13 protein-coding genes are annotated in these 15,262 nt (G+C 73.9%); 2 read left to right on the top strand and 11 right to left on the bottom strand.

Translation table 11 applies throughout. The features are described from left to right. Positions 1-917: 917 nt before the first annotated feature. The 7 genes from ABZX40_RS36140 to ABZX40_RS36110 all read right to left on the bottom strand — a co-directional run bounded on the left by ABZX40_RS36140 (position 918) and on the right by ABZX40_RS36110 (position 10,004). On the bottom strand, positions 918-3,809 hold the full coding sequence (locus tag ABZX40_RS36140; protein ID WP_355747187.1) for a DEAD/DEAH box helicase: 2,892 nt from the start codon (positions 3,807-3,809) through the stop codon (positions 918-920). Positions 3,810-3,904: 95 nt separating this feature from the next. After that, positions 3,905-4,486: a sugar kinase gene (locus ABZX40_RS36135; RefSeq protein ID WP_355747185.1), complete on the bottom strand. Its 582-nt coding sequence runs from the start codon at positions 4,484-4,486 to the stop codon at positions 3,905-3,907. After that, positions 4,483-5,712, bottom strand: a complete 1,230-nt coding sequence (locus ABZX40_RS36130; protein ID WP_355747183.1) for an ROK family glucokinase — start codon at positions 5,710-5,712, stop codon at positions 4,483-4,485. The genes ABZX40_RS36135 and ABZX40_RS36130 overlap by 4 nt, the downstream gene beginning before the upstream one ends. A 514-nt stretch (positions 5,713-6,226) precedes the next feature. Beyond that, on the bottom strand, positions 6,227-7,009 hold the full coding sequence (locus ABZX40_RS36125; RefSeq protein WP_355747180.1) for an ATP-binding cassette domain-containing protein: 783 nt from the start codon (positions 7,007-7,009) through the stop codon (positions 6,227-6,229). Continuing rightward, positions 7,006-8,085: an ABC transporter permease gene (locus ABZX40_RS36120; RefSeq protein WP_355747177.1), complete on the bottom strand. Its 1,080-nt coding sequence runs from the start codon at positions 8,083-8,085 to the stop codon at positions 7,006-7,008. The genes ABZX40_RS36125 and ABZX40_RS36120 overlap by 4 nt, the downstream gene beginning before the upstream one ends. Next, complete coding sequence (locus ABZX40_RS36115) at positions 8,082-9,086, bottom strand: sugar ABC transporter substrate-binding protein (RefSeq protein ID WP_355747174.1); 1,005 nt, start codon at positions 9,084-9,086, stop codon at positions 8,082-8,084. Before ABZX40_RS36115 ends, ABZX40_RS36120 begins: the two co-directional genes overlap by 4 nt. A gap of 180 nt (positions 9,087-9,266) precedes the next feature. Further along, a complete protein-coding gene (locus ABZX40_RS36110) occupies positions 9,267-10,004 on the bottom strand; it encodes a GntR family transcriptional regulator (protein WP_355747227.1) in 738 nt (245 codons plus the stop codon). Between the two features lie 128 nt (positions 10,005-10,132). On the opposite strand from ABZX40_RS36110, the gene ABZX40_RS36105 reads away from it, so the two are divergent. Further along, a complete protein-coding gene (locus ABZX40_RS36105; protein ID WP_355747171.1) occupies positions 10,133-11,149 on the top strand; it encodes a Gfo/Idh/MocA family oxidoreductase in 1,017 nt (338 codons plus the stop codon). A gap of 7 nt (positions 11,150-11,156) precedes the next feature. On the opposite strand, the gene ABZX40_RS36100 is transcribed toward ABZX40_RS36105, so the two are convergent. Then, positions 11,157-11,822, bottom strand: a complete 666-nt coding sequence (locus ABZX40_RS36100) for a response regulator transcription factor (RefSeq protein WP_355747168.1) — start codon at positions 11,820-11,822, stop codon at positions 11,157-11,159. A 168-nt stretch (positions 11,823-11,990) separates the two neighbouring features. Further along, on the bottom strand, positions 11,991-13,268 hold the full coding sequence (locus ABZX40_RS36095) for a histidine kinase (protein ID WP_355747224.1): 1,278 nt from the start codon (positions 13,266-13,268) through the stop codon (positions 11,991-11,993). Positions 13,269-13,502: 234 nt separating this feature from the next. On the opposite strand from ABZX40_RS36095, the gene ABZX40_RS36090 reads away from it, so the two are divergent. Then, positions 13,503-13,697, top strand: a complete 195-nt coding sequence (locus tag ABZX40_RS36090) for a hypothetical protein (protein ID WP_355747167.1) — start codon at positions 13,503-13,505, stop codon at positions 13,695-13,697. A gap of 67 nt (positions 13,698-13,764) precedes the next feature. Here ABZX40_RS36090 and ABZX40_RS36085 read toward each other — a convergent pair whose 3' ends face one another. After that, entirely contained in the window at positions 13,765-14,169 is a 405-nt protein-coding gene (locus ABZX40_RS36085; RefSeq protein ID WP_355747164.1) for a ribonuclease domain-containing protein, read from the bottom strand. A 125-nt stretch (positions 14,170-14,294) separates the two neighbouring features. Then, positions 14,295-14,921: a dihydrofolate reductase family protein gene (locus ABZX40_RS36080; RefSeq protein WP_355747161.1), complete on the bottom strand. Its 627-nt coding sequence runs from the start codon at positions 14,919-14,921 to the stop codon at positions 14,295-14,297. Positions 14,922-15,262: the final 341 nt, after the last annotated feature.

Raw genomic sequence — 15,262 nt, 5'->3', positions numbered from 1 at the left:
GGGGGGCCGGCGGGGGGGCATGGCCGGGGGTGAAGCCGGGCCGGGGGGGGGGGGGGGTTGGGGGGGGGGGGGGGTGGGGGGGGGGGGGGGGGTGGGGATGGGAGTGGCGGGCGCAGGGGTCCGGCCGGAGGCATGAGGTGCGGGCCGACGCTCACCCGGGCCGTCGTCGGGCCCGGGAAGCCGCCCGAGCGTACCGAGCAACCGGGTGACGGCGGGGTGGGGCGAGGACGGGGGCGGGGGTGGGGGTGGGGGTGGGGGTACGGGGGTGTTGGCGCCGATGTCGGCGGCTGTGTCGGGAGGGGTCTCTCTGGCAGGTTCGGTGGGTCCGGTCGGTTCAGCGGTGGCGCTCGCGTCGGGACGGCTCCGCTCCTCGGCGAGCGCCGACCGCAGGGCCTCACGCGCGGCATCACCGGGACGCCGGGCGGAGGCGGGCGGGGGTTGGACCGGGGCCGGGGCCGCAGCAGCCCCGGGCGTCCCAGCCGCTCCCGGCGTCCGTCCGGCACGGCCCGGCGTCCCAGCCGCCCAAGGCATCCGCCCGCCAGGACCCGGCGTCCCGGCCGCTCCCGTCGGGCTGCCCTCCCCCGCCGCCTCGCCGTCCCGTGCCCGCCGTGCGGACACCGCGTCCCGCAGCGCGGCCCGTGCCGCGTCACCGGGGCGGGGCCCGGTCCCGGAGGACGGCCGGGGCGCCCTCGCGACCGCCCGGCCCCGCTCTACCGGCGCCGCACCCGTGCCCGTGCCCGCACCCGTGCCCGTCCCCGGACCCTCACCCGCACCCGTCCCCTCGTCGCCCTCTCCCCCAGCCCCGCTCCCCCGCTCCCGGTCCCGTTCCCGCGCCGCCCGTAGCGCGCGCCGGACGGCGTCGGCGGCGGTCGTGGCGGGCCCGGGGTCCGGCGTACGGGGGTCCTCGCCCGTCCCGCTCATGACTGCCTCCGCAGGGACACCAGGTCGGACAGCTCGCGGTCGGTCAGCTCGGTGAGAGCTGCCTCGCCGGTGCCGAGGACGGCGTCGGCCAGGGCGCGTTTCGCGGCGAGCATCTCCGCGATGCGGTCCTCGACCGTGCCCTCGGTGATGAGGCGGTGGACCTGGACGGGCTGGGTCTGGCCGATGCGGTAGGCGCGGTCGGTGGCCTGTTCCTCGACGGCCGGGTTCCACCAGCGGTCGAAGTGGACGACATGGCCCGCGCGGGTGAGGTTCAGCCCCGTACCGGCCGCCTTGAGGGAGAGCACCAGGACCGGTGTCGCACCGTCCTGGAAGCGGTCCACCATGCGTTCGCGCTCCGGTACCGGGGTGCCGCCGTGGAGCAGGTCCACCGGGATCGCGCGGGCGGCGAGATGGCCGGTGATCAGCCGGGCCATGCCCACGTACTGGGTGAAGACCAGGGCCGAGCCGTCCTCGGAGAGCACCGTGTCCAGGAGTTCGTCCAGCAGGGCGAGTTTGCCGGAGCGGGCCGCCAGCCGGTCAGTCCCGGCGCCGCCCACCGGCGCCTCCTTGAGATAGAGCGCGGGGTGGTCGCAGATCTGCTTGAGCGCGCCGAGCAGCTTCAGCACCAGACCGCGCCGGGCGATGCCGTCCGCCGTCTCGATCGCGAGCAGCGACTCGCGGACCACCGCCTCGTAGAGCGCGGCCTGTTCGCGGGTGAGGGGGACGGGGTGGTCGGTCTCGGTCTTCGGGGGGAGTTCGGGGACGATGCCCGGGTCGGACTTCTTGCGGCGCAGGAGGAAGGGGCGGACCAGCCGGGCGAGACGCTCCACGGCCTGGTCGTCCTCGCCGTTCTCGACCGCGCGGGCGTGCCGGGCGCGGAAGGACTTGAGGGGGCCGAGGAGGCCGGGGGTGGTCCAGTCGAGGAGGGCCCAGAGTTCGGAGAGGTTGTTCTCGACGGGGGTGCCGGTGAGGGCGACGCGGGCCGGGGTCGGGATCGTGCGCAGGGCCTTGGCGGTGGCCGAGTAGGGGTTCTTCACATGCTGGGCCTCGTCGGCGACGACCATGCCCCAGCGGTGGGCGGCGAGGGTGGTGGCGGCCGAGCGCATGGTGCCGTAGGTGGTGAGGACGAAGCCGCCGGTCAGATCGGCGAGGGTGCGTTCGGTGCCGTGGTGGCGGCGGACCGGGACGCCGGGGGCGAAGCGGGTGATCTCGCGCTGCCAGTTGCCGAGCAGGGAGGCCGGGCAGATCACGAGGGTGGGTTCGGGGCGGGCCCGCTTCAGATGGAGGGCGATGACCGTGACGGTCTTGCCGAGGCCCATGTCGTCGGCGAGACAGCCGCCGAGGCCGAGGGAGGTCATCAGGTCCAGCCAGGCCAGCCCGCGCAGCTGGTAGTCGCGGAGGGTGGCGGCGAGGCCGGGGGGCGGTGGGGCCGGGTGGACGCCGGTGGTGAGCCGGTCGCGCAGGGCGGCCAGCGCGCCGACCGGTACGGCCTCGACCGTCGCGCCGTCGATCTCGGCGCTGCCGGTGAGGGCGACGGACAGGGCGTCGACCGGGTCGAGCAGGCCCAGTTCGCGCTTGCGAGCCTTGCGGACCAGGGCCGGGTCGACCAGTACCCAGCGGTCGCGCAGCCGGACGACCGGGCGGTGGGCCTCCGCCAGCGCGTCCATCTCGGCGTCGCTCAGCGGGTCGCCGCCGAGGGCGAGCTGCCAGCGGAACTGGAGCAGGTCCTCGCTCTCGAAGAAGCCCGTGCCGTCCGTCGCCGAGCCCGGGGCGGGGCGGACGACGGCCGAGGCGGTGAGGTCCTGGGCGAGATCGCGGGGCCAGTGCACGGCGACCCCGGCCGCCGCCAGCCGGGTCGCGGCCACCCCGAGCAGATCGCCCAGCTCCTCCTCGGAGAGGGCGAGGACATCGGGGACGTCCCGCTCGGTGAGCCGCTCCAGGGGCGGCCACACGCGCGCGGCCCGGCGTACGGCGAGCGCCGCGTCGACCCGGGAGCGGGGGCCGAAGGCGTCGTCGGCGTCGCCCGCCCACAGCGCGGTGGCGTCGGCGACGAGGGTGGGGTCGGCGAGGCTGTGCACCTGGACGACGGCCGCACCGGCGCCCCGCGCGCGGGCGCCGCCCGCGTGGCCGCCGTCGCCGCTGTCGAAGAGGTCGTGGGCGGACAGGTCGAGCCGCAGGGAGATCCGCACGCCCGCGTCCATCCCGGCGGCGACCTCGGCGGCCCAGTCCCGCGCGCCGGGCAGCCGCTGGGGGCGGAGGTCGGCGAAGGGCTTCCCGGCCGCGTGGGGCGCGGCGGGCGTTCGGGGCAGGGTGTCGGCGACCGCGTCCAGGAAGGACCGCAGCAGGGCCTCCGGCTCGGGCAGCCGCAGCGGGCCGGGGCCGGGCAGCGGCACCGCGTGGCCCTCCGGGGGCAGGGCGGCGGCGAGGGCGCGCAGCTGGGCGATGTCACCGGGGTCGAGGGGGCCCGCCCGCCAGGCGTCGAACCCGGCGCCGGTCAGCCCCGGCAGCAGCCGGCCTCGCGCGGCCAGCCGCAGGGCGTGCAGCGCCGCCGCGCCCCAGCAGGCGGTGGCGGGGTGGGCGGCGGGGTCGTGCCGGGCCCGGACCAGCAGCGGCAGGGCGGCGGCGAGGGGCACCCCGACCGCGTGCGCCTGCCGACGCCGTACGGAGGTGCCGTGGGGGCGGACGACCGTCAGTTCCAGGCTCTCGCCCGCCGCGGGGGGCGGGGGGCCGCCCTCGGGGTCCCAGAACGCCATCCGGCCGTCCCGGGGCAGCGGTGCGGGCAGGAAGACGGCGGCCAGCCGCACCGGCACCTCGTCCGTGCCCACGCTCCCGGTACTCCCCGCGCCGCTCGTGCCGCCCGCGCTGCCCGTGCCGCTCGTGGTCGCCATACGTCTGGTCACCTCCCGCCCGCGTGTCGTCCCAGGTGTCCACGACTCTACGGGCGGCCTCTGACAATCGGCCCCGGCGACCGGGGCGCCCCGGGTCAGGGGGTCGTGCGGGACACCAGATAGACGAACGGGTTGTTCGGGTCCGCGAGGCTCACCATCACGTCCTGGCTGGGGTGCGGGTCCTTCTGGTCGTGGGCCAGGCCGTACCAGGGGCCGGGCGTGTCGAAGTTCCAGCCGCTGACCTGCTGGTCGCGTTCGCTGACGGTGATCCGGTTGCGCTCCAGTTCGACCCGGCTGGTGCCCATTCCGCGCAGGAACTCGTCGAGGTTGGCGTTGGGGGTCTGGAACTGGACGTAGAGACGGCTGGTGCGCCAGTTGTTGGTCTCGTAGTAGGCGACCTTGCCCGCCGGGCGCGGTATGGGGACCTGGTAGAGGCGGAGCTGCACCTTGGACGGCCAGGCGAAGGTCAGTCCGGTGGCCGCGTACTTCTCCTCCTTCCTCTTGCCGCTGTCGCGGCTCTGGTTGGCGGAGATCACCAGATAGCCGGCCGGGATTCCGATGAGCAGCACGATGGTCATCAGGGTCAGCGCGCGGCGGCGGATCCGGTGGCCTCGCCCCTCGGGCGGGCCCGGCGGTTCGCTCGGGGACATCGCCTCGCGCGGCAGGGACATGGTCACATCGGCTCCCGCGGGGTCGGCGACGAGGACGAGGGGGAAGTGGAGGAGGAAGTGGAGGTGCGCAGGAAATCGGCGTAGCGCTCGTAGCGTTCGTGGCGCTCCACCCGGCGGCGCTTGGCGCGGCGGAAGCGGCGGGCCACCAGCCGCGCCAGGTCCGCCGCGCCGACCATGCCGGCCTCGGGGCCCAGCTGGGCCCGTACTATCCGGGCCTCGGGGCGGTAGCCGCGGCCGGTGAGATGGCGTCGGAAGGCGTCCCGGGCGGGCGCGATCAGCAGTTCGTCGGCCGCCGAGACCCCGCCGCCGATCACAAAGCACGACGGGTCGAGGGCGGCGGCGAGATTGGCGATGCCGACGCCGAGCCACTGGCCGATGTCCTGGAGCAGCTCGATGCACATGGCGTCGCCGTCGCGGGCCAGCTCGGTGATCATCGGGCCGGTGATGTCGGGGATCTGCCCCTTGACGTGCTCGATGATCCCGTACGCCACCGGCGAGTCCGCCGCGGCCAGCTCGCGCGCCTCTCTGACCAGGGCGTTCCCCGAGCTGTACTGCTCCCAGCAGCCGCGGTTGCCGCACGGGCAGCGGTGCCCTCCGGGGACGACCTGCATATGGCCGAACTCGCCCGCCACGCCGTATTTGCCGCGCTTGACCTGGCCGTCCTCCAGGATCGCGCCGCCGATGCCGGTGCCGAGGGTGATCATGACGAGGTGGTCCTCGCCGCGGCCGGCGCCGAAGCGCCACTCGGCCCAGGCGGCGGTGTTGGCGTCGTTGTCGACCAGCACGGGGACGGAGAGGCGGCCGGCGAGGCGGTCCCTGAGGGGTTCGTTGCGCCAGGAGAGATGGGGGGCGAAGAGCACGCGGTTGCGTTCGGCGTCGACCCAGCCGGCGGCGCCGATGCCGACGGCGTGGACGTCGTGGCGGTCGGAGAGGTCCAGGACCAGTTCGACGATGGTGTCCTCGACGACTCTGGGGCTCTTGGACTTGTCCGGGGTCTCCGCGCGGAGCTTCTCCAGGATCTGGCCGTCGGCGTCGACCACCCCGGCCATCACCTTGGTGCCGCCGATGTCGATGCCGACGGTGGGGACGCGGGGGGCGGTGAGGTGCGAGCGGCGCTCCCGGGTGCCGACCGTGCGCAGCGCCGGCGCGCGGCGGGAGCCGATGGGGGCGCCGCCGGCCCGGGTGGCGTTGGCCAGGGCCTTCGGGAAGGCGAGGTCGCGGTAGGTGCTCATCGGGGCCGATTCTGCCCCACGGGGGCCTCCGGCTGCGAACGGGGCGGGGTGGGGGTGGGGTGAAGGGTGCGGCGGGGTTGTAGCTGGGTGCGCGGTTCCTCGCGCCCCTGGGGGGTGGGGGGTGCGGTGGCGGTGGTCGTGCGGCGCCGTCGGGGCTTGTCGCGCAGTTCCCCGCGCCCCTGAGGGGGGTGGGGGGTGCCGTGGCGATGTTCGTGCGGCGCCGTCGGGGCTTGTCGCGCAGTTCCCCGCGCCCCTGAGGGGGGTGGGGGGTGCCGTGGCGATGTTCGTGCGGCGCCGTCGGGGCCTGTCGCGCAGTTCCCCGCGCCCCTGAGGGGGGTGGGGGGTGCTGTGGCGATGTTCGTGCGGCGCCGTTGGGGCCTGTCGCGCAGTTCCCCGCGCCCCTCAGGGGGGTGGGGGGTGCCGTGGCGATGTTCGTGCGGCGCCGTCGTGGCCTGTCGCGCAGTTCCCCGCGCCCCTGGGGGGGCTGGCCTTCTCGGGGTTCCGGGGGCTGGGGCTATGCGCGGTGGAGTTCGTGGTGTAGGGCTTCCAGGTCTGTGCCGCCTGCCATTTGGGTGGTCAGGGTGGTGAGGGTGATGGCGTGGTGGGGGTATGTGCCTGCCGGGGTGCCTCGGCGGAGGAGGACGAAGTGGTCGCCGACCAGGTGGGCGTGGTGGGGGTTGTGGGTGATCAGGACCACGCCGAGGCCCTGGTCGCGGGCCGCGGTCACGTACTTCAGGACGACGCCCGACTGCTTCACGCCGAGCGCGGCCGTGGGTTCGTCCAGGACGAGGACCTTCGCGCCGAAGTGGACCGCGCGGGCGATGGCCACGCACTGGCGCTGGCCGCCGGAGAGGGTGCCGATGGGGCGGTCGACGTCGGGCAGGTCGATGCCCATGCGGAGCAGGGCATCGCGGGTGGTGGCGCGCATCCGGGCGGTGTCGAGGCGGCGGAAGGGGCCACGGCCGCGATGCGGTTCGGAGCCGAGGAAGAAGTTGCGCCACACCGGCATCAGGGAGACCACGGCCAGGTCCTGGTGGACGGTGGCGATGCCGTGGTCCAGGGCCTGGCGGGGGGAGGTCAGGCGGACGGGGGTGCCGTCCAGGTGGTAGGTGCCCTCGTCGTGGGGGTGGAGGCCCGCGATGATCTTGATGAGGGTGGATTTGCCGGCCCCGTTGTCGCCCAGGACGCAGGTGATCTCGCCCGCGTGGACGGTGAGGGAGACGCCCTCCAGGGCGCGGGCGGCGCCGTAGCGCTTGCCGATGCCGGTGAGTTCGATGAGGGGTGCGGGCACAGTCATGCGGCGGCCTCCGCGCGCTTGCGGACCCAGGCGTTCAGCAGGGTCGCGAGGAGCAGCATCGCCCCGAGGAAGAACTTGAACCAGTCGGGGTTCCATTCGGCGAAGACGATGCCCTTGCTGGTCATGCCGAAGATCAGCGCGCCGATCGCGGAGCCGACCGCGCTGCCGTAGCCGCCGGTGATCAGACAGCCGCCGATGACGGCCGCGATGATGTAGATCAGCTCGTTGCCGACGCCCTCGCCGGACTGGACGACGTCGTAGGAGAACAGCAGATGCTGGCCGGAGATCCAGGCGCCGAGGGCGACGCCCATGTAGAGGCCGATCTTGGTCGCGGTGACCGGGACGCCCACCGCGCGGGCGGCGTCCTTGTTGCCGCCGACCGCGAAGATCCAGTTCCCGGCGCGGGTGCGCAGCAGGATCCAGGAGGCGAGGGCGACCAGGGCGAACCACCACAGGATGGTGACCTTGAAGTCGACGCCGCCGAGGGTGAGGGTCGAGGCGAAGAGGTCGTGGGCGGTGGGGAAGCCCTCCATGTCGGCGATGGACTTCGTGGAGACGGTGCCGCTGATCAGTTTGGTGAAGCCCAGGTTCATCCCGGTCAGCATCAGGAAGGTGCCCAGGGTGATGATGAAGCTGGGCAGGCCGGTGCGGGTCAGCATGATCCCGTTGAAGGCGCCGATGGCCAGGGTGACCAGCAGGGACACGGCGACGCCCACCCAGGCGTTCGCGGTGAACTGGTAGCTGACCATCGAGGAGACGAGGGCCGACGAGGTCACCATCACCCCGGCGGAGAGGTCGAACTCGCCGCCGATCATCAGCAGGGCGACGGGCACCGCCATGATGCCGATGGTGGACGCGGCGTACAGGACCGTGCTGAGGCTCGCGGGGCGCAGGAAGCTGTCGGCGGCGAGGGCGAAGAAGACGAAGACGGCGGCGGCGCCGACGACGGAGCCCAGTTCGGGGCGGGCGAGCAGCCGGCGCAGGGGGGAGACCCGCAGAAACCTTTCGTCCGGGGTGGCCGTGTTCGGGGTCGGGGTGGGGGTGGGGGTCGGGGCAGAGGCGGGGGGTGGGGTCATCGCGTGCCCCGCTGGGTGTACTCGGCCAGCTGGGCCGCCTGGTCCCGGGTGATGATCTGCGGGCCGGTCAGCACCGGCTTGCCGCCGCCGAGGACATCGGCGTTGTAGCGGTACAGCCACAACAGGTCGACCGCCTCGTAGCCCTGGAGGTAGGGCTGCTGGTCGACGGCGAAGCCCAGCGTGCCGTCCGCCAGCGCGGCGGCGACCTTGGCGTTGAGGTCGAAGGTGTCGATCTCGGCGTCGCTGCCCGCGGCCTGCTTGGCCTTGACGGCGGTGTCGGCGAAGGGGGCGCCGAGGGTGACCACGGCGTCGATGTCCGGGTCGGTCTGGAGCTTGGCCTCCAGGGAGGACTGGACGTCCGGCATGTTCGTGCCGGTGACGTACAGGTTCTGCACCTGGCCCTCGAAGGTCTCCTTGATGCCCGCGCAGCGCTGCTCGTGGCCGACGTTGCCCTGTTCGTGCAGGACGCAGACGGCGTTCTGGCGGCCACGCCGGTTCAGCTCCTCGCCGACGGCCTGTCCGGCGATCGTCTCGTCCTGGCCGATATGGGTGAGCGCGCCGAACTCCTCGGACTCGGCCGATCCCGAGTTCACGGTGACCACCGGGATCCCGGCCGCCACCGCCCGCGCGACGGCCGCCTTCATCGCGTCCGGCTTGGCCAGGGTGACGATCAGTCCGTCGACCTTCTTGTCCACGGCCGCGTCCACGAGCTGCGCCTGCTGCTGGGCCTCGTCGTCGTGGGAGTAGAGGAAGTTGATGTTGTCCTTGGCGGCGGCCTCCTCGGCGCCGCTCTGGACGATGTCCCAGAAGGTGTCGCCGTCGCCCGAGTGGGTGACCATCGCGAAGGTCCAGCGCGGGGTGGTGACGGCCGACTTCCCCCGTTCGGCCGCGGCCTTGCGGGCGTCCTCGGCGCGTTTGCCGCCGGTGCTGCTGCATCCCGCGAGGGACGCGCAGAGCGTTCCCGCCAGCGCGATGCCTACCCAGGTCCGAAACCGTGCCACGAGGCGGAGCCCCTTCTTGCCGTGTACGTGCCGAGCGTGCGCCGCGTTGCACACGCGGACGGTCCGGTGGGATCACCGGACCCAAACGCCCGATTATCGAACACAGGGATCGTGCCCCCGGTCGGCGGGGAGCGCGACTCGGTCACATTGACCGGACAACAGCACAAATAGAGGAAGGGATCACGGCCGGACGAGGAGCTGGAACTCGAAGGAGTAGCGGGCCGGACGGTAGGTGTGGGTGCCGTACTCGACCGCGCGGCCGGTGTCGTCGAAGGTGGTGCGCTGCATGGTGAGCAGCGGGGCACCGGCCGGTTCGCCGAGGCGGTCGGCCTCGTCGGCGGTGGCGGCGCGGGCGCCGATGGACTGGCGGGCGCTGTGCAGGGTGATCCCGGCGGCCCGCATCAGCCGGTACAGACCGGTGGTCTCCAGCTGCCCGGTGTCCAGCTCCAGCAGTCCGGGCGGCAGGAAGTTGCAGAGGTACGCCATCGGCTCGCCGTGCGCGAGGCGCAGCCGCTCGACGCGGTGGACGTCGCTGTCCTCGGGGACGGCGAGGGCGGCGGCGATCTCGGCGGAGGCCGGGACGACGGTGTTGACCAGCACCTTGGTGGCGGGGCGCTGACCGGCCGCCTCCAGGTCGTCGTAGAGGCTGCTCAATTCCAGGGGGCGTTTGACCTGGCTGTGCACCACCTGGGTGCCGACGCCCCGGCGGCGGACCAGCAGGCCCTTGTCGACCAGGGACTGGATGGCCTGGCGGACCGTGGGCCGGGACAGACCGAGCCGTCCGGCCAGCTCGATCTCATTGCCCAGCAGGCTGCCCGGGGTGAGCGTGCCCTGCTCGATGGCCGCCTCCAACTGCTGGGAGAGCTGGAAGTACAACGGCACCGGGGAACTGCGGTCGACGCTCAGGTCGAGGCGCACGGTCGGGTCCACATCTTGTTTCGGCACGGGGCGAGCGTAGCTCTGTGACGGGTTGACGGGAAGTTGTGTAGTTCGATTGTCCGGACAAACGGATTGACAGCGGGGCCGGGGGGCCTCACCTTGATTCCATGCGCATCGGGGTCATCGGTACGGGCCGCATCGGCACGATCCATGCGAACACGCTCAGCCGTCACCGGGAGGTCGGCTCACTGATCCTCACGGACGCGGACCCCGCCCGCGCGCAGGAGCTGGCGCACCGGCTCGGCGAGACGGCGGCGCCGGGCGTGGACGAGATCTTCCGCTGGGGCGTGGACGCGGTGGTGATCACCACGGCGACCGAGGCGCACGCGGAACTGATCGGCCGGGCCGCGCGGTCCGGGCTGCCGGTGTTCTGCGAGAAGCCGATAGCGCTGGACCTGCCGGGCACCCTGGCCGCGATCACCGAGGTCGAGACCGCCGGGACGGTCCTCCAGATGGGCTTCCAGCGGCGCTTCGACCCGGGCTACGCGGGCGCCCGGGAGGCGGTACGGTCCGGGCGGCTGGGCCGGCTGCACACCGTACGGGCGCTGACCTCGGATCCCGCGCCGCCGCCGGTGTCCCACCTGGCGGCCTCGGGCGGTCTGTACCGGGACACGCTGATCCACGACTTCGACGCGCTGCGGTGGGTGACGGGGAGGGAGGTGGTGGATGTGTACGCCGCCGGGTCGGACCACGCGGGCTCGCCCTTCCGCGAGCTGGGCGACCTGGACACCGCGGCGGTGGTGCTGACCCTGGAGGACGGCGTCCTCGCCACGGCGACCGCGACCCGGCTGAACGGCGCCGGGTACGACGTCCGGATGGAGCTGGCCGGGGAACGCGACCAGATCACCGTCGGCCTGGACGACCGGACGCCGATCGCCTCCACCGAACCGACCGGCCCACCGCCCGCCAGCAAGCCCTGGACCGGTTTCCTGGAACGCTTCGGACCGGCCTACGAGGCCGAACTCGCCGCCTTCGTGGAGGTGGTCCGGGGGGAGCGCGCCAACCCGTGCGACGGGCGGGAGGCGATGCAGGCGCTGCGGATCGCCGAGGCGTGCGACCGGTCCCGGCGCGAGCACCGCCCGGTGCGGATCGGGGAGATCCTGGGCGGCCACGAACCGGTCTGACCGCCCCTCACTCCCCCAGGAGACCGGCGTCGTGGGCGAGCAGGGCGATCTGGACGCGGTTGTTGAGGCCGAGCTTGGCGAGGACCCGGGAGACATGGGTCTTGACGGTGGCCACGCTCATGTACAGCTCCCCCGCGATCTCCGCGTTGGACAGCCCCCGGCCGACGGCGACGGCGACCTCGCGCTCCCGGTCGTTGAGGGCGGCGAGCCTGACCCGCGCGCGGGTGCGGCGGTCGTCACCGCCCGGGGTGCCCGCCGCGTGCTCCATCAACTGCCGGGTGACGGTCGGGGAGAGCACGGGATCACCGGCGGCGACCCGGCGGACGGCGTCCAGGATGTCGGCGGGCGGGGTGTCCTTGAGCACGAATCCGGCGGCCCCGGCACGCAGCGCGCGCAGCACCTGCTCGTCGGCGTGGAAGGTGGTCAGCACCACGACCTGGGGGGCGTCCGCGCGGCCCCGCAGCCGGGCGGTCGCGGTGAGCCCGTCCACGGAAGGCATCCGGATGTCCATCAGCACGACGTCCGGCCGGGTCCGCTCCACCAGCGCGTCGACCTCCGCCCCGTCGGCCGCCTCCCCGACGATCTCGATGTCCTCGGCCCCGCCCAGCATGAAGGACAGCCCCGCCCGGACGAGGGGATCGTCATCCACGAGGATCAGTCGGATCGCAGTCATGGCCCCTACGTAATCATGGTCGGTGGGGTGGGGAGGGGGGTCTTTCAGGGTCTTTCGGGGTCGTGCGGGGCCCTCTCCCCTGAGGGCGAGGCGAGGGGGAAGCCCCTCTCATGCGGGCGGGGCGAGAGGAACTTCTCTCTCATGCGGGCGGGGCGAGGGGAACTCCTCTCACACCCCGCCCCCGTCCCCCCGGGCCGTCGCCGGAGGCCATGGCAGCCAGGCCCTGATCTCGAAGCCCGACTCCGGGTCCGGGCCGTGCCGGAGGTGGCCGCCGGCCAGGGTGGCGCGTTCGGTGAGGCCGATGAGGCCCTGGCCGGAGCCGGGGACCGGGGGGACCTCGCCCTCGGGGGCGGGGTTGCTGACCCGGACGTCGAGGCCGTCGCCGGGAGCGCCGGTGACGGTCACCGTGACCTCCGCGCCGGGGGCGTGCTTGCGGGCGTTGGTCAGGCCCTCCTGGACGATGCGGTAGGCGGTGCGGCCGACGGACGCGGGGACCGTGCCGGGGTCGGTGACCCGCTGGTCGAGCTGGACCTTCGTACCGGCCTCGCGGGACTCGGTGACCAGGGCGTCCAGGGCGCCCAGGGTGGGCTGGGGGCGGCCCGACTCGTCGGAGTCGGCGGCGCGCAGCACGCCGATGATCTCCCGCAGGTCCTGGAGGGCCTCGTGGGCGCTCTCCCGGATGACCCCGGCCGCGCGGGCGATCTCCGGGCGGGGTGCGTCGGGGCGGAACTCCAGCGCGCCCGCGTGCACGCTGAGCAGGGTGAGCCGGTGGGCCAGTACATCGTGCATCTCGCGGGCGATGGCCTCGCGGGCGAGCCGTTGGGCGCGGTCGGCGCGGAGTTGGGCCTCGCTCTCGGCGTGCCGGGCGCGGTCGCGCAGGCTGAGCATCAGCTCGCGCTTGGAGCGGGCGAGGCGGCCCCAGCTGATCACCCCGAGCAGCAGCAGCACCGAGAAGCCGATGACCACCGGGTAGGGCAGATCGGGGTCGGGGCGCAGCCAGTAGAAGACCGGGGCCTGGAGCAGGCTGACACCGCCGATCCAGGCCACGTACCGGAAGGGGCGGTGGACGGCGACGGTGAACAGGGCGACCAGGTACGCGCCGCCCGAGGTGCTGGACACGAAGCTGACCGCGAGCAGCGCGACGGCCAGGCCGACCGGCCAGCGGCGGCGCAGCCAGATCGCGGCGCAGGCCAGGGCGCCGAGGAGCTGGTCCAGGGCGGCGAGGGCGGGCGACAGGCCGTAGCTGCTCATGCTGTCGGCGTCCATCAGGCCGATGGTCGCGGCCAGCAGGAACAGGACGAAGTCCACGATCCAGTCCCGCGCGGTCCGGCGCGGGCGCCCGGACCGGAGCGACCGGGGGGCGTCCGGGTCCAGCTCGTGCACGACGGCGGACGGCAGCAGCCAGCGGCGCCGCGCGAACGAATACCCCGACGGCGCCTGCGCCAGTGCTGTATGTGCCGCCTGTGCCGCCTGTGCAGCTTGCTGGACCTGACCCTTCACGGTCGACAAATCTACGCAGTCCGGGGCCCCGGTAGCGCGTCGCGCGGGTGATCCCCGACCAAAGTCGCGGTGACCGAGACTTTCGGCGCGGTGCGCGCGGCGGGGGCGGGACTTCCGTCGCCCCGGTCCGCACCCGGCGGCCGATGCGTGCCCGGTGCCGGGCGAGGGAGGGTCGGGGGCATGAAGGCGTTGCTGGAGATTCTCGGGTTCTTCGTCCTGGTGCAGGGCGTGCTGGGGCTGGTGCGGCGGTTCACCGGCTGGGGCGGCGGGCTGGTGCACCGGTTCCTCGGCGACCACGAGGTCTTCGCCAGTGTGGTGCTGATCGTGCTGGCGTTCGCGCTCTTCGCGGCGGCGGAGAGCCGCCGGGCGCGTTGAGCCGCGCCCCGCTCCGCGGCGTTTCCGTGGGGGGGGCCGCGGGGCGGGGGCGGGTGGGGGCGCTGCCTCAGCAGTCGTGGTCGACCAGGTCGAACGAGGCGTAGTGGTCGGCCGTGTAGTAGTCCTCCTCGTGGCGGTCACCGGTGACGATGCGCTTGGCGCCGCGGGTGGAGGAGCCGGGGGTCTTGACGGTGTACTCGTGGTAATAGCCGCTGGACTGGAGGGGCAGCAGCCGCTCGCGGTTCTGGAAGACCGTGCCGTCCTGCGGGTAGGGGAAGGGACCGCCCCGGGCGATCAGGCCGAGGGTGTCGTGCGCCTGCGACGGCAGGTCGCTGTAGCAGATGCTGCCGTAGGCCAGGGGTGCGGCGGGGGCGGCGCCGACGGGGTGGGCGGACACCGTGCCGCCGACGAGGAGCGCGGACAGCAGGGCGGCTGCGGCCCCGAGCCGGGTGGTGCGTGGGGGGAATCTCATGAAGTCATGATGACGCGCGTAGAAGGTGGCATGTCAATGACAAGCTGGGTGAATTTCCCGTCCTGTCCCTTGAGTTCTCGGCGTGTTAACCGGCGGGCCGACCGAGCGAACCGGATGTCGGCGCCCTACGCCTCGTCCGGCAGCGTGAACTCGCCGTAGAGCGGCCGTCCCACGCGCTCGTACGTCTGGATGGACACGCCCTTGGACGTGATCTGCCCGCCCCCGTGCCGGAACGCGGTCGGCAGCCCGCCCTCGCCGAACAGCCGCCGCCCGGCGCCGAGCACCACCGGGAAGGTCAGCAGATGCAGGGTGTCCACCAGGTCCTCGGCGAGCAGCGACCGCGCGAGCACCGCGCTGCCGTGCACCTGGACCTCGCCCTCGGTGCGGTCCTTCACCTCCTGGACCTCCTTGGCGAGGGCCGGGCCGAGGACGGTGGTGTGCGCCCACGCGGGATCGGTGAGGGTGGTGGAGGCGACGTACTTCGGCAGCGCGTTCAGGGGCGCGGCGACCGGGTTGCGGGGGTCGGTCACCCGGGGCCAGTAGTCGGCGAAGATGTCGTAGGTGCGGCGGCCCAGGAGGAAGGCGCCGACCCGGCCGAAGGCGTCGGCGACGAAGACGCTGAAGTCCTCGTCGGCGTAGGGGACGGTCCAGCCGCCCTGGGTGAAGTGGTCGCGGGTGTCCTCGTGCGGCGATCCGGGTCCCTGATGGACGCCGTCGAGGCTGACGAACGCGGTGAGGACGAGCTTGGACATGGGGGCCGCCTCTCGGGGGGGTGCGGTCGGTGCGCTTGTCAGGGCTGACCGCCGCGAGGGCCGGAACTCATCGCGGGTCGGGCCGCGGCTGCGCGGGGGCTCCGCCCGGACCGCCCGCACTCATCGCCGGTCACGACCGCACCGGGGGCTCCGCCCGGACCGCCGGGACTCATCGCGGGTCGCGGCGACACCGGGGGGCCGCCCGGACCCCCGGGACTCATCGCCGGTCGCGGCGACACCGGGGGGCCGCCCGGACCCCCGGGACTCATCGCCGGTCGCGGCGACACCGGGGGCCGCCCGGACCCCCGGGACTCATCGCCGGTCGCGGCGACACCGGGGGC

The organism is Streptomyces sp. NPDC004610 (genome assembly GCF_040609715.1).
Taxonomy (GTDB): Bacteria; Actinomycetota; Actinomycetes; order Streptomycetales; family Streptomycetaceae; genus Streptomyces.
This window is presented reverse-complemented; position numbering and strand designations above follow the sequence as displayed.